Here is a 14,300-nt window from a genome sequence, read left to right as displayed (position 1 = left end):
ATAGATCAAAAACCGATGCTTGCACCGCCAAAAATATTAAAACCGTAGGCCGGATAGTAAAGATAAGTCTGGTATTTGTTGTTCAGCAGGTTATTAGCTTGTGCAAACAAGGAAATACGTTTTGTTATTTTGTAATCCACACCGCCGTTCAAATCAGCAAAAGAAGGTAAGGTAACTACTTGAAAAGCTGTTGCAGAAGTAGGTATCCTGTCTTTCGTTTCGCCCCGGATCAATAACGAGCCATTGATGGTAATTTTTTTATTAAGATGGATATTCGTTCCGGCAGTTAATTTTGCAGTAGGCAGGTTCCATGCTTCGGCTTGTGTTGCCATTGCATATTTTCGATATTCCAGCTTTCCAAAAATATCCAGTGTTTCCGATGCTTTAAAATCCAGGTCACCGTTAAATCCTGTTACAGTTGATTTTCCACCATCATATATCACTATAAATTTATTCTGGCCCTTGCTAAAGTTAAAGTTGTTAACAAACAAAGGCATGCTGTTTATATTTTGACGGATAAAAGCAGCTTTAAAGCCTAAGCCAGGCGCTAAAGTTCCTTTTAAACCTGCACTGATGGTGTAACGGTTGATCGAGTTTTTAATATCAATATTCTGATCCAGAAAAGGGTTTTCTTCTGTTAAGTTACGCAGCAAGGTTTTGTTTACATCGCCCTGTAACTCACCAAAAATCCGAACGTATTTAGGAATTACCTGGAATTCAATTTTTGCTGCCGGAAAAATACGGAAGCTGGTATTAAAACCAAACACAGAAACCAGGTTTACACCTAGGTCAATTTTGTAATTATCGCCCTGTAATTTTAAATAAGGGTTTGCCCGAAGAATGTTATTGGTAATGCTGTACGCACTGTCTTTGATGCTTCCGGCATCCAGCGAAGCATTTAAGCCGGCATAAAATTGTTTTATGGTTTGATTGATGGATACATTAACTAAAATGTTGTTTTCTTTAGCTTTGTAAGCATTGTTAAAAACATAACCGCTAACTTTTACTGCATAAACGAAGTCGTTCTCTACATCTTTAAAGTTTTTGGCAATTTCTGCTTCGCCTGCTATCGTATTAAAATGTTGTTTTCCCGGCGTTAATTTTGCCGGAGGATTATCCTGGTCAAAACCATAAAAATAGTTGTTGCGACGATTGTAATCGATGCGGCCGCTTACGCTGTTGTTATCACCAACGCTTTTTCCAAAAATACCAATATCCTGCCTGCTGGTATTCTGTTTTGGTAAACTTCCCTGCTGGGCAAAATGCTTGGCATAACCGCCAACCTGTAAAGCATCATCACGGCCGTTGTTAATATACAATTCTCCGAAAGTAGTTTTTAAATTGCCAACGCCAGCTTTAGCGTAATTGTTATATAAGGTATCGTCAGCAGTTTTTGGAAGCTGGATAGGATCCAGCGGACGAATGCCAGTGTTGTTGTCCAGGCGTTTATCCAATAAATTCGTATAAGTAAAAGCAGGTTTAAAATCCTGCCTGTCGTCCAGGTTTGGATTTCTGCGGATTTTTACGGCATCCGCTAAAACAGGTTTATAAGTGCCGTTTACAATAATTTCTTCGTTCAAGCCTTGCTGTTGTTCCGGTTTTTTAACCGCCGCATTTCCTGCTTTTTTAGTCGTATCTGACGATGCTGTTTTTACCGTACTTTTTTTTGTAGCGTTTGTAGTTTTAACAGGAACTGTATTTTTTGGGGCTACCGTTTTTTTTGCTTTAGCAGAAACTGTTTTTTTCTGTGCCGGTTTTTGTTGCGAAAATGCAGGAACCGAATGAAGCATCAGGCCAAACAACAAAACGGTGAGGATATATTTTAACTTCATTGCTTAGTTCTCTTTCTTAGTATTTGTGTTTTGGTTATTCAGTTGCGCCAGTTTTGCTTTGGCCGTCGGCAAAATTTCATCATTTCCTTTGTAATTCCCGATGATGCTTTGTAAAGTGCTTTTTGCCTGGAAAATATCTTTCAAAGCCACATAATTATCGGCTAACAAAATGAAGGTTTTAGCAACCCAGTAATCATAATCGCCCAGCTTGTTAATCAGCTCAAAACATGTTTTTTGGGATGCTTTATGGTTGCCGCGCAAATATTCCAGGTTGGCTATGTTGTATTTTGCTTCGGCAGCAGCAATAGTTTTGGTATTGCTTACCACATAATTAAATTCTTTGCTGGCATTGGTGGTGTCGCCTTTTTGCAGATATGCTTTTCCGGCGTACAAACCCGTGCGGTATTTATCTTCTTCGGACGATTTTTCGTTGGTACGGACCAAAGCTGCATATTTCAATACATCATCCGGCATCTGCATTTCGGAGTAAGAGAGCAACAGGTTATTGATGGCAAAAGTATAATCAGCTTTATACTCGGAATTGGTTTCGAGGTGTTTTAAAAAGACAACGGCTTCGTTATACTTCTTTTGCTTCAGATACATGTTAGACATACTGATCAATGATTTTTCTGTGTAAACACTTGTCCAGTCGTTTAAAATATAGTTGTAATCTGATACTGCTTCTTCCGGATGGTTCAGTTTAACATAACTTTCTGCACGGATAAAATGTGCCTGCTTATCATTAATTGGTTTTGGGAATTTATCAAAATAAGCATTTACCGCATTTACCGTTCCGGCAAAGTCACCGCGTAAGTACAAATTATTAGCAGCCGTAAACATAATATTGTCCTGCTGGGCAGAACTGTAATTACCAATTGGCGTAGTAGCAGCATAATCAATAAAGGTTTTGGCATCACCTTTATCGGTATAAATTTTTTCTATTTGTTTAAGGGATTGCTTGGCTTCTCCGGTAGAAGGGTAATCTTTTACCACTCTTTTAAATGCTTCGAGGGCAGGTTCGTCCTGGTTGGCATTGTAATCAATCAAACCAATCGTAACCAAAGCACGCGGCACGTAACTGCTTTGCGGATACTTCTGGATCATGGCCGTTAAATCGTTGCGTGCCTGATCGCCGTTGTTTTTCAGAAAGTAAGTATAAGCCATTTCAAAACTGGCATCATCGGCATAATCAGAAGTTGGAAACTGATTAAGCAGGCCTTGCAAAGTTGTGATCTTGGTATCCAATTGTCCCTGTAAACCCTGAATCATGCCACGCTGAAACAAGGCATAATCTTCGCCTTTAGCATGTTGAGACAAAATGCGGTTGTAGTATTCGTTTGCCCTGCTGTAATTCTTCAACACAAAATAACAATCACCTAAACGCAATATGGCATCGTTTACGGTATTCTTGTCACGTTCCGGCCCTTGGATAAAACGCTCGAAATTATTTGCTGCTTTCTGGTATTTTTCATCACCAAAAGAAGCATAACCTAAAGCATAATTTGCGTAATTGTAAACGTTAGTTTGTTTGGCGGCTGGCATGTCCATAAACTTATCAAAGTTATCAACAGACTCATCGTACTTGCGTACTTCGTACATCGATTCGGCCATCCAGTAGGTTGTTAAGGCTTCTATTTTGTCATCCACCGGATCTTTCAGCGATCTTAAAAAGATACCAATTGCATTTTCAAAAGCACGTTCGTTGTAAAACTGCAGGCCGCGGTAATAAGTCACTTTTTGATATGCTTCTTTTGCCGGCCCATTTCTGTTAGGTATTGATTCCAGAATATCAACCGCTTCTTTATAGTTGCTGGTGGAAAGCAAAATCTCACCTAACAATACTTTTGCATCATTAATTTTAGTGGAGCGCGGATAGTTTTTGATATATAAGCGGATGGCTTCCAGCGCTTGGTTGTTAAACTGTAACTCGTAGGACAGCTTCGCATACTCGTATAAAGCATCTTCCTGCAATTGTCTGTCAAAATCAAGCCTGGAGGCTACCTGATAGGCATTACGTGCACTTTGCTTGTTGTTTACCTTCAGGAAAACATTACCTAATGTATAATTGCCGCTTTGGCTGTAAGAATCACTTTTATCAATTAGTTTTTCCAGTTCGTGGATCGCCCTCGGATTATTTCCGGTTTTATAGTAAGCATACCCCATCTGGTAACTGTCCTGGTTGTTCTGGGTTTTGTTCTGGTCCCGGTCCTGGAAACGCTCATAATATTTAAGGGCATCCGGATAATCAACTTTGGCAAAATACGAAGCGGCAATAATGCGCAACATTTCTGTTTCGTTAACCTGTTTGGTATTGTTAATGATTGGAACGGCATAAGCAATTACATCATCGTATCGTTTATCCAGATAATAAACAGCGGTGATATAATACGGATAACTGGCTTCGTATTTCTTCGAGTTCTTCAGCTTTTCAAAGTTGAGCAATGCCAGGTGATAATCCTTGTTTAAGTAAGCGATATAGGCAAAATAATAAGTAGCATCTTCTGAGTAAGGCGTTTTAGCATCTTTAATCTCGCTAAAAATCAATTGTGCATTTTTATAATCCTTCAGCTCAAAATAAGCGTAGCCTTTATCAAATTTATATTCGGCGTTCTCGCGTCCGGTTAGTTCGCCGGCCTTTACCATATCAAACCATTTTAACGCATCCTGGTATTTTTCTTGTTTAAAGTAAGATTTACCGATCTGAAAGTAAGCTACTTTTGCCAGTGGGTTTTCCGGATGTTCTTTAATAAAGCGGCGAAACATGCTTTCTGCATCATCATTTCCTAAATTTAAAGCGCAAACAGCTTCGTAATAGTAGGCGTTTTCTTTTAGGAGAGAAGTTTCCGATTCAAAAAGCGGTTGGTTACTGGTTTTATTTCGCGGCTTTTCTACCAGCCGAAACTGTTCTGCTGCGGCTACATATTTGCCTTTGTCCAGTAGTTCCATTGCTGCATTATAATTTTTATTGAGATTGAAATAAGCAGTTTGTTGTGCGCTGGAAGTAAAAACAGAGAAAAATAGGAGAGCAAAAGAGACGTATATTGATTTAATCATAGGGTGCTTTGTAACAAGGGCGCTAAATTAAAACCTTATGGTTAATAAAGCATAAATATTTTATCGGTAAATTGTTATGACCTTTAACGTAAAGGAAAGTTTACTGTTATTAGTAATTTTAAAAACAGCGATTATTACATCTGTCCTGCCAACAAATACAAAACAGCCATGCGAACGGCAACACCGTTTTCTACCTGATCTAAAATTATAGATTGTTTGCTGTCGGCCACATCGCTTGTAATTTCAACGCCACGATTAATTGGACCGGGATGCATGACGGTGATTTCTTTATCTAAAAAATCTAAAATCTTTTTGTTCAACCCGTAAAGCATCGTGTATTCCCGTAAGGAAGGAAAATACTTAATGTCCTGCCGTTCCAGTTGAATGCGCAGCATGTTGGCCACATCGCACCAGTTTAAGGCTTTAATTAAGTTATGTTCTACTTTTACACCAAGCGAACCAATAAATTTCGGAATTAAAGTAGTAGGACCGCAAACCATCACTTCTGCGCCTAACTGTTTTAAGCAAAGAATATTAGAAAGGGCTACACGCGAGTGCAGGATATCACCCACAATCACTACTTTTTTGCCGCTCACTTCACCATATTTTTCCCGGATAGAAAAAGCATCTAACAAAGCTTGTGTTGGATGTTCGTGCGCACCATCACCGGCGTTTACAATTTGTGCTTTAATATGCCTTGATAGAAATATTCCGGCTCCTGCATATGGATGCCGCATCACCACCATATCCACTTTCATGGCCAAAATGTTGTTTACTGTATCAATCAAAGTTTCACCTTTACTAACCGAAGAAGAAGCTGCGGCAAAGTTAACAGTGTCTGCAGAAAGCCTTTTTTGTGCCAGCTCGAAAGATAAACGTGTGCGGGTAGAGTTTTCAAAAAAGATGTTTGCAATAGTTACATCGCGCAAGGAAGGCACTTTTTTTATCGGCCGGTTTAAAACAGCTTTAAAATTTGCTGCGGTTTCAAAAATGAGTTCAATATCATTTCGGTTGAGGTCTTTGATACCTAAAAGATGTCGGGAGCTAAGTTTTTGCTGATCGGCCATTATTTATTTTTCTGATAACAAAACCACTTGATCTGCTTCGTCTGCTTCTTTCCAGCTTACAATTACTTTTTGTGAAGCCACAGAATCTACCTGAATGCCAATATAATCAGGTTCAATTGGTAAATGGCGCGAATATCTTCTATCTACCAAAACCAATAGTTCTACTTTTTGTGGCCGTCCAAATGCCAGCATGGCATCCATTGCTGCACGAATGGTTCTGCCAGTCCATAACACGTCATCTACCAAAATAACTTTTTTGTTTTCGATTATAAAATCAATCCGGGTTTGGTTTGGGACCAACGGACTTTCCCTTCTGCGGAAATCATCCCTGAAAAAAGTAATATCCAAATCGCCGGAAAAAATGGCTGCACCGGGCAAAATATTTTTCAATTCAGTAGCAATACGTTTGGCTAGAAAAGGCCCCCGCGGCTGGATCCCAAGTATTACAGAGTTTGCAAAGTCATTATGGTTTTCAATTAACTGCCTGCAAAGACGTTGAATGGTGATCTGGAATTTGGGGCCGTCAAGCAGTGTAAGGTTTTGCATTACCGGGTGGATTTGGGCAAAAGTAGGAATTTATTTGTTATTGCTGAACGGGTTTTTAATGGCTTTAAATCGGATTTTATCATAGCATAGATTTTTAGGTGATAAAAGAAGCATTGCAGTTTAGAAAAAACTTCTTTAAAAAGAGGCTGTGGACCGATTTGGATTTTTAGGCGATAAAAGAAGCATGTTGTAATTTTGAAAGAAGTGAGAAATCTTTTTCAAATCATACACTTCTATACACTGCTTAGATGAAGATCCCTCTTTCATCGGGATGACAGCAAGCGATACAGCACAAAAGGTTACAGCATAAAAAAAGCCCCTCCCAGAAAAGGAGAGGCTTTGATATTAAAAAGGAGATTTAATTATTTGTCTTCTGGTTTGCCACCTTTACGGGCATCGTTTTCTGCACCTTCCATCTGCTCTTTTAACTGCGCTAAAACGCTCAGATCGCCAAGAGTTGATTTTTCAACAGAATCTTTTACTTTTTTAACAGCAACTGTCGAAGCTTTTGCTTCTTTTTTGCGTTTATCAAATTCTTCCATACGGGCTTCTGCTCTGGCATCTTCCCAAATACGTGAGTGAGAAATTACAATACGTTTGTTCTCTTTGTTAAACTCAATTACTTTAAATTCAGCAACTTCTTCTGCTTTTAATGGCTGGCCGTCTTCTTTGATGGCATGTTTTGTTGGTACAAAACCTTCAACACCGTATGGCAACGCAACGATAGAACCTTTATCAGTTACTTTTAAAACAGTTCCCTGATGTACAGAATCTACGTTAAAGATGGTTTCAAAAGTATCCCAAGGGTTTTCTTCCAGTTGTTTGTGGCCTAAGCTCAATTTGCGGTTATCAACGTCAAGTTCTAAAACCACAACGTCTAAAGTTTCGCCAACTTTGGTAAACTCATTTGGATGGTTTACTTTTTTAGACCATGAAAGGTCAGAAATGTGGATTAAACCGTCAATGCCGTCTTCCAGTTCAACAAACACACCAAAGTTGGTCATGTTCTTAACAACTGCTTTGTGCTGGCTGCCAACAGGATATTTTGTAGCAGCTTGTTGCCAAGGATCAGGCGTTAATTGTTTAATACCTAATGACATTTTGCGTTCGTCGCGGTCTAAAGTTAAAACCTGAGCTTCAACTTCATCACCAACTTTCAGGAATTCCTGAGGGCTGCGTAAGTTTTGAGACCATGACATTTCTGAAACGTGTATCAAACCTTCAACACCTGGAATAATTTCTAAGAACGCGCCATAATCAGCAACGGTAACAATTTTACCTTTTACTTTAGAGCCAATCTGAATGTCCTGAGAAAGGCTTTGCCAAGGATGAGGTGTTAATTGTTTTAAGCCTAAAGCAATACGTTTTTTCTCATCATCAAAATCTAAAACAACAACATTGATTTTTTGATCTAACGATAATACTTCGCGCGGATGCTCAATACGTCCCCATGAAATATCAGTAATGTGCAGTAAACCGTCAACACCGCCTAAATCGATAAATACACCGAAATCAGTAATGTTTTTAACAGTTCCTTCTAAAATTTGTCCTTTTTCTAATTTAGCAACAATCTCGGTTTTTTGGTTTTCCAAATCATCTTCGATCAATACCTTATGAGAAACAACAACATTTTTAAATTCATGGTTGATTTTAACAACCTTAAACTCCATCGTTTTGCCTACGTAAATATCGTAGTCGCGGATAGGTTTAATATCAATTTGAGAGCCCGGTAAAAAGGCTTCAACACCAATAATATCTACAATTAAACCACCTTTGGTCCTGCTTTTTACATAACCTTCAATGATTTCATCTTTTTCTAATGCTTCGTTAATGCGTTCCCAAGAGCGTTGGGTTTTTGCACGTTTGCGGGAGAGTACCAACTGTCCGTTGGCATCTTCCTGAGATTCAACATAAACATCCACTTGATCGCCTTTTTTCAAATCAGGCATATCGCGGAATTCAGATACAGATACCAAGCCATCAGATTTAAAACCAATGTTCAATACCACATCTTTACTGTTGATGGTAACAACTGTACCACTGATAATTTCTCCTTTGGTGATCGAATGGAATGTACCATCGTACATATGCTCCATTTTTTCGCGGTCTTCGTTAGAATAATTACCGAATTTTTTTTCGTCAGCGTCCCAGTCAAAATCTCCGGCAGGTTGTGCCAGGTTAGATTTGATGGATTCGATTAAGCTCGAATCTGCTTCAGATTCAATGTTTTCTTTCTCCATTAACAGGTGTCCTGCATCCTGAAGTTCAGCTTGTTTTGCTTGTAATTCTTTTTCTGCTTCTTGTTTTTTTGCCATTAAATAATTTATCTCCTTTTCCCAAAATAGATTGGACTGCAAAAATAAAAAAATTTATAGCTACCTCAAAAGATTTTTTTTGCTATTTAGTTGATTTTGAAGTTATTTTAATTTTAACTGATAAATTCTTTAAGTTTTTATGAAGCTTCCATTAGTAAATCGTCCATTTCCCAAAAAACCTGCATAAAATCGGTCGCTAATAAATTAATATAATATTTAACAACTTCACTAACAGCTTCTTCCTGATGTTTGGTAAAAGGATCTTTCCAGATTCGCTTACAAACTCCTTTCAAAGCATACACAACACTGTTTAATTCAATGTAGGAGTACAGGTATTTTTCGTTGATAAACAAAGTATAGAAAGAAAGGAATTTCTGCGGATCAACACCGTTCAATTCTAAAAAAGCACGAATGTTAGCTTCTTCAGCATTTTTTAAGTGGTCATAAAAATCATCTGCAAAAACAGTATGGGTAGTAAGCAGCAAATTATCCAGGATCAGTTCCAATGCAATATGGCCTAAGAAAAAAGGTTTTACTGCTGATCCGGCAACGGCAGGTGTAAGCAATAATTTAAGTTGATGGGCATGATGTTTAAAAAAATCGGACGAGTGAAAATGCCGGTCAATTTCCAAATGCTTTTTCCAGCCAAGTATCAGGGAACAGATTGTAGGATCAGTTTGTGCCGGTAATCGCTCTGGTTTTATCAGCGCTTCTTTATCTGCATTTCGCAATAAATCGGGCATAACAGAGCCTAACACCTGGTAAGCATCGTTACAGTTCCGGTCAAAATAAAAATGAGATAAAAAGTTCATTATATGTAAATATACGAAACCGAACGGAAGAAATAATGAAATTTACCTGGTAAAAGAAGCATTACAAAATCTGTAAAAACCTGCTTTTCTATGATTCTGTTATCTTTGCCGCCTTTAATACAAACCGTTTATGAATTTTGTTGAAGAATTGCGCTGGAGAGGAATGCTCCACGACTCGATGCCCGGAGTAGAAGAGAAACTGCAGACCGGAATGGTTTCCGGTTATATCGGATTTGACCCAACGGCAGATTCGCTGCATGTAGGCAGTTTGGCGCAGATCATGACCCTGATCCATTTTCAGCAGGCTGGGCATAAACCTTTTGTGCTGGTTGGCGGCGCAACAGGCATGGTTGGCGATCCTTCCGGGAAATCTCAGGAACGTAATTTATTGTCTGCCGATAAGTTGCAGCATAATTTAAATGGGATACAAAAACAATTGGAAAAATTTCTCGATTTCAAGAACGGTGAGAATAGAGCAGAGATTGTAAATAATTACGATTGGTTTAAAAACTTTTCTTTTTTGGATTTTATCCGCGATGCGGGAAAGCACATCACCGTAAATTATATGATGGCCAAAGATTCGGTGAAAAAGCGTTTGGAAGGTGAAACCGGCATGTCGTTCACCGAATTTTCTTACCAGCTGATCCAAGGCTACGATTTTTATTACCTGTGGAAAAACCGCAATTGCGTGTTGCAAATGGGCGGTTCTGACCAGTGGGGAAACATGGTAACCGGAACAGAACTGATCCGCAGAAAAGATCAGGGAGAAGCATTTGCCTTAACCACACAACTAATTAAGAAAGCTGATGGCAGCAAGTTTGGCAAATCCGAAGGCGGAAATATCTGGCTCGATCCGTTAAAAACCTCGCCTTACCAATTCTACCAGTTTTGGTTAAATGCCGGCGATGATGATGCTAAAAGCTACATCCGCATTTTTACCTTGCAAAAACAGCATGAAATTGAAGCTTTAGAAACAGAGCATGATGCTGCGCCGCATTTGCGTGTGTTACAAAAAGCTTTGGCAAAAGATATTACCATTCGCGTTCACGGCGAAACTGAATATGAAAAAGCGGTCAAATCATCAGAATTTTTGTTTGGAAATGTTGGAATAGAATTTTTGAATGAATTGGACCATGCAGAAACAGAAGCTTTATTTGCAGGCGTACCAAACTTCAATATCAATAAAGCAGAACTGGAGCAAGGTGTTGCTGTAATTGATCTGTTAGCCGAAAAGTCAAAAGTTTTTCCATCCAAAGGAGAAGCTAAAAAAATGATCCAGGGCGGAGGCGTAGCAGTTAACAAAATCAAAACAACACCCGATGCTGTTTTTACCAGCCAAAATTTGATGAACCAGAAATATTTGGTAGTGCAAAAAGGCAAGAAGAACTATTTTTTGCTAATTGCACATTAACCTAAATTTATTTAAGTTTGATTATGCAAGTTTCAGAAATTCAGCTATTTCAAATTTTGAAGGAAAAGATTGGCGAAGAACAAGCAGGCCTTTAACTGAATAACATGGAAACTAAGATTGAAAAGCAGTTCGATCTAAAAAAAGATGTTCTTGCAACCAAGCAAGATCTTTCTGAAGTAAAAACTGAATTAAAGCTCTTAATTGCTGAATTAAGAACTGATATAGCAAACCAAAAATCAGAAATTATTAAATGGTTGTTTATTTTTTGGGTCGGTCAGTTAGCAGCAATGATTGCAATCGCTGAATTAATCATAAAACGCTAACGCTCTTTTTTCAACTATAACTCGTTCAGCAACACAATTTTTTCTGATTATATTCTTTAATAAAGCGGAGGCGTAACGCTTAATAATGAAGTAAAAATAACGCGTGATACTGTTTTTACCCTGTAAAAGTTTGATCAACCAAAAATATTTGGTGGTTCAAAAAGGCAAGAAGAACTTCTTTTTGCTGATTGCTCAATAATCGTATTTGTAGTTTACTTTTTGTAAGTTTGATTATGCAAGTTTCGGAAATAGAGTTATTTCGGATATTAAAAGATAAAGTTGGCGAAGAAGAAGCTAAAACTTTAACGGAATACATTGAAACTAAAGTTGAAAAGCAGTTTGAAATTAAAAAAGATGTGTTAGCAACTAAGCAGGACCTTGCTGAATTAAAAGGTGAAATTAGACTAGAAATGGCCAATCATAAAGCTGAAATCATCAAGTGGATGTTTATTTTTTGGGTCGGTCAGTTAGCAGCAATGATTGCAATTGCTGAATTAATCATAAAACGCTAACACTCTTTTTTCAACTATAACTCACTCAGCAACATCAACTTTTGGTTATTTTCTTCAATAAAGCGAAGGCGTAGCGGTTAATGAAGTAAAAATAACGCGTGATACTGTTTTTACCTTATAAATTTTAATCAACCAAAAATACTTGTAGGTACAAAAAGGAAAAAGGAATTATTTTTTTGCTGATGGTGGTGTGATTGTATTTTTTGTAAGTTTGAATATGGAGGTTTCAGAAGTTCAGTTGTTTCAGATATTAAAGGAAAGGATAGGCGAAGAAGAAGCCCGGTCTTTAGCTGAATATGTTGAAGCTAAGATTGAAAAACAGTTTGACCTGAAAAAAGATGTTTTAGCAACCAAGCAGGATATTGCCGAATTAAAAATCGAAATTGCAAATGTGAGGAATGAATTAAAGCTTGAGATTGCAGATTTGAGGACAGAGTTAAAAACAGACCTTGCAAATTTGAGGACAGAATTAAAAACAGATATTGCAAATTTGAGGACAGAATTAAAAACAGACATTGCAAATTCCCGGTCGGATGTGATCAAATGGATGTTTATTTTTCTATTCGGCCAGTTAGCAGCAATTTATGCAATTGTAGAGTATATCCTCAAAAAATAATCCTACAACTCGCTCAGCAACTCCAGCTTTTTCTGGTTATACTCTTCCTGTGTGATCAAACCGTTATCGAAAAGCATTTTCAGCTTTTTTAATTTTGCCGTTAGTTCATCGGGTTTATCTTCTTCAACTGGTTTTGGTGCAGCAGCAGGCTGAGGGGAAGGGGCAGGATTTGTAAACCGGTTCACCTCCGAAGTAATTGTTCCGGAAGCTGCACGTTTCTCTTCCAGGTCGCGCTGGCGGCGTTCTTCGCGTTCGGCCTGCTCGCGTTCCTGTCCGTACTGATAGAGTTTCCTGGCCTGTACTTTTGGTAAAAAATCAACCAGCGTTTCCGTTCCGTTTAAAGTTTTTATGCTGAAAACAGCGCCTAAAAGTTCTTCTTTCAGTTTTACTTCGATCACATCTTTCCAAACAAAATCCACAAATTTGATAGACAGGCCAAGGTTTGCCGCAGTAAAAAAGAAAATACGTTTGTTGGTGATGGCCACGCAATCGGGCGTGATGTTAACAAGCGGTTTTTTCTGCACGGCGATGTAAATAATTTCTTCGCCGGTATTGAGTAAATCGATTAAACGCGAATAAACTTTTTCAACGGCTTTCGGTTCTTGCTGGTCTTTCAGAAACTGCTCTATCATCTGATTAAAAATTGCTGGTCAAAAATAGCATTTACATCCAGATTTTTAGGTGATAAAAGAAGCATTAGAGAAAGTCGGAAAGGCCGGAAGCTGGAAAGGCCGGAAGACAAAACCGAAAATATAAATTTTTTGTATAATAAAAGAAGCATCAGCCAACCAGCAAATTACAGCCCCGGATGTCCGAAAAATCAAACCGGCCTAAAACTTCAAAAGAACGGTTTTCATACATCTTTCCTAAATCCTGAGTGGCAATAAAAGAGCAGGAATTGATATTGGCCAGGTCGATCACATTAATGCCACCGGTTTTTCCGTTGGGAAGCAAAGTAAAAGGATCATTGGTATCGCGGATCAAAACCTTCATCCAGGGAACACAATGAAACAAACCTTCGCTTAAAGAATAAGCTTGAGAGAGCAGTTCCGTCATGCCATATTCAGAATGGATTGCCGGAACGCCAAAACCTTGGCAAAGCGTTTGGTGCAGTTCTTCGCGGATCATTTCTTTGCGCCTTCCTTTCATGCCGCCGGTTTCCATAATTATTAATTCAGGAAAATTAAGCTGATGTTTTTCGATAAAATCAAGCAAGGCAAAAGTAACGCCGATTAAAACCGTTGGCTGTTTTTGCTGCTGCAATTGGGTTAATTTCTGATACAGTTCTTCATCGTTGTACAAGTAAAAACCGCTGTCGGGATTTTCTGTTCCTGCAATTAAATCTTCTACCATATAGATCAGCGAAGAACCTGCGCGTTCCAGATAGGAGGGAAGCAGCGCCAGAAAAGCGTAATTTTTAATATCGCCGTAAAACAGTTCAAAACCTTTTCTAAAGCTTTTTTGATACCAGGAAACATCCGTAACCAAATGCCGGCTTGTAGTAATTCCGGTTGTGCCGGAACTGGTAAAAGTTACTTCCGGATTTTGATTATTGCTGATAATAATGTGTGTTTTAAAAAATTCTATCGGTAAAAAAGGTATTGCTTCCAGCGTTTTTATTTCCTCCGGATGGATTTTCAGGTAAGATAAATACCGTTTATAAACTTCGCAATTTTCTGCCTGGAATCGGAAGATCTGTATAGCATTTTCTAAAAAAGTTGCTTCGTTTGCAATAGAAAAAATAGTGTGCTGCTGCGGAAGGATCATCTGCAAAGATAAATCAGAAAATTAGCTTGTAAAAACAGCATGTCG

At 38.4% G+C, this 14,300-nt stretch carries 12 protein-coding genes; 4 read left to right on the top strand and 8 right to left on the bottom strand.

Translation table 11 applies throughout. The features are described from left to right. Positions 1-5 precede the first annotated feature (5 nt). From GO621_RS06160 to GO621_RS06135, 6 genes are all read right to left on the bottom strand, one after another. Positions 6-1,832: a TonB-dependent receptor gene (locus GO621_RS06160; protein ID WP_157565176.1), complete on the bottom strand. Its 1,827-nt coding sequence runs from the start codon at positions 1,830-1,832 to the stop codon at positions 6-8. A 3-nt stretch (positions 1,833-1,835) separates the two neighbouring features. Further along, the gene (locus GO621_RS06155; RefSeq protein WP_157565174.1) at positions 1,836-4,886 is read right to left on the bottom strand and encodes a tetratricopeptide repeat protein; all 3,051 of its coding nucleotides are present in this window, start codon (positions 4,884-4,886) and stop codon (positions 1,836-1,838) included. Between the two features lie 134 nt (positions 4,887-5,020). Beyond that, complete coding sequence (locus GO621_RS06150) at positions 5,021-5,953, bottom strand: aspartate carbamoyltransferase catalytic subunit (RefSeq protein ID WP_157565173.1); 933 nt, start codon at positions 5,951-5,953, stop codon at positions 5,021-5,023. A 3-nt stretch (positions 5,954-5,956) separates the two neighbouring features. Next, on the bottom strand, positions 5,957-6,499 hold the full coding sequence (pyrR, locus tag GO621_RS06145; protein WP_157565171.1) for a bifunctional pyr operon transcriptional regulator/uracil phosphoribosyltransferase PyrR: 543 nt from the start codon (positions 6,497-6,499) through the stop codon (positions 5,957-5,959). A gap of 362 nt (positions 6,500-6,861) precedes the next feature. Then, positions 6,862-8,814, bottom strand: a complete 1,953-nt coding sequence (gene rpsA, locus GO621_RS06140; protein ID WP_157565169.1) for a 30S ribosomal protein S1 — start codon at positions 8,812-8,814, stop codon at positions 6,862-6,864. 137 nt (positions 8,815-8,951) lie between these two features. Then, positions 8,952-9,626 (bottom strand): ACP phosphodiesterase, encoded by a 675-nt coding sequence (locus GO621_RS06135; protein ID WP_157565166.1) that lies wholly within the window; start codon positions 9,624-9,626, stop codon positions 8,952-8,954. Positions 9,627-9,756: 130 nt separating this feature from the next. Between GO621_RS06135 and tyrS the strand changes: the two genes are divergently transcribed. From tyrS to GO621_RS06115, 4 genes are all read left to right on the top strand, one after another. Beyond that, entirely contained in the window at positions 9,757-11,037 is a 1,281-nt protein-coding gene (gene tyrS, locus GO621_RS06130) for a tyrosine--tRNA ligase (RefSeq protein WP_157565165.1), read from the top strand. Between the two features lie 104 nt (positions 11,038-11,141). Next, positions 11,142-11,360, top strand: coding sequence for a hypothetical protein (locus GO621_RS06125; protein ID WP_157565163.1), 219 nt, complete (start codon positions 11,142-11,144; stop codon positions 11,358-11,360). A 233-nt stretch (positions 11,361-11,593) separates the two neighbouring features. Next, positions 11,594-11,872: a hypothetical protein gene (locus GO621_RS06120; RefSeq protein WP_157565161.1), complete on the top strand. Its 279-nt coding sequence runs from the start codon at positions 11,594-11,596 to the stop codon at positions 11,870-11,872. 217 nt (positions 11,873-12,089) lie between these two features. Further along, complete coding sequence (locus tag GO621_RS06115; RefSeq protein ID WP_157565159.1) at positions 12,090-12,488, top strand: hypothetical protein; 399 nt, start codon at positions 12,090-12,092, stop codon at positions 12,486-12,488. A gap of 2 nt (positions 12,489-12,490) precedes the next feature. Here the strand turns inward: GO621_RS06115 and GO621_RS06110 are convergent, their stop codons facing one another. Together GO621_RS06110 and GO621_RS06105 are read right to left on the bottom strand one after the other, a co-directional pair. Further along, positions 12,491-13,120: a PH domain-containing protein gene (locus GO621_RS06110; protein WP_157565157.1), complete on the bottom strand. Its 630-nt coding sequence runs from the start codon at positions 13,118-13,120 to the stop codon at positions 12,491-12,493. Positions 13,121-13,268: 148 nt separating this feature from the next. Next, the gene (locus GO621_RS06105; RefSeq protein WP_157565155.1) at positions 13,269-14,255 is read right to left on the bottom strand and encodes an acyl-CoA synthetase family protein; all 987 of its coding nucleotides are present in this window, start codon (positions 14,253-14,255) and stop codon (positions 13,269-13,271) included. Positions 14,256-14,300: the final 45 nt, after the last annotated feature.

Origin of the sequence: Mucilaginibacter arboris (assembly GCF_009754915.1) — a bacterium.
In the GTDB taxonomy this organism is placed as follows: Bacteria; Bacteroidota; Bacteroidia; order Sphingobacteriales; family Sphingobacteriaceae; genus Mucilaginibacter_A; species Mucilaginibacter_A arboris.
This window is presented reverse-complemented; position numbering and strand designations above follow the sequence as displayed.

Bases quoted from the DNA above. Each gene is read 5' to 3' on its own strand.
- GO621_RS06155 (WP_157565174.1), bottom strand. From the start codon at position 4,886: ATGATTAAATCAATATACGTCTCTTTTGCTCTCCTATTTTTCTCTGTT.
- GO621_RS06160 (WP_157565176.1), bottom strand. From the start codon at position 1,832: ATGAAGTTAAAATATATCCTCACCGTTTTGTTGTTTGGCCTGATGCTT.
- GO621_RS06110 (WP_157565157.1), bottom strand. From the start codon at position 13,120: ATGATAGAGCAGTTTCTGAAAGACCAGCAAGAACCGAAAGCCGTTGAA.
- GO621_RS06105 (WP_157565155.1), bottom strand. From the start codon at position 14,255: ATGATCCTTCCGCAGCAGCACACTATTTTTTCTATTGCAAACGAAGCA.
- tyrS (WP_157565165.1), top strand. From the start codon at position 9,757: ATGAATTTTGTTGAAGAATTGCGCTGGAGAGGAATGCTCCACGACTCG.
- GO621_RS06120 (WP_157565161.1), top strand. From the start codon at position 11,594: ATGCAAGTTTCGGAAATAGAGTTATTTCGGATATTAAAAGATAAAGTT.
- GO621_RS06115 (WP_157565159.1), top strand. From the start codon at position 12,090: ATGGAGGTTTCAGAAGTTCAGTTGTTTCAGATATTAAAGGAAAGGATA.
- GO621_RS06150 (WP_157565173.1), bottom strand. From the start codon at position 5,953: ATGGCCGATCAGCAAAAACTTAGCTCCCGACATCTTTTAGGTATCAAA.
- GO621_RS06125 (WP_157565163.1), top strand. From the start codon at position 11,142: ATGGAAACTAAGATTGAAAAGCAGTTCGATCTAAAAAAAGATGTTCTT.
- pyrR (WP_157565171.1), bottom strand. From the start codon at position 6,499: ATGCAAAACCTTACACTGCTTGACGGCCCCAAATTCCAGATCACCATT.
- GO621_RS06135 (WP_157565166.1), bottom strand. From the start codon at position 9,626: ATGAACTTTTTATCTCATTTTTATTTTGACCGGAACTGTAACGATGCT.
- rpsA (WP_157565169.1), bottom strand. From the start codon at position 8,814: ATGGCAAAAAAACAAGAAGCAGAAAAAGAATTACAAGCAAAACAAGCT.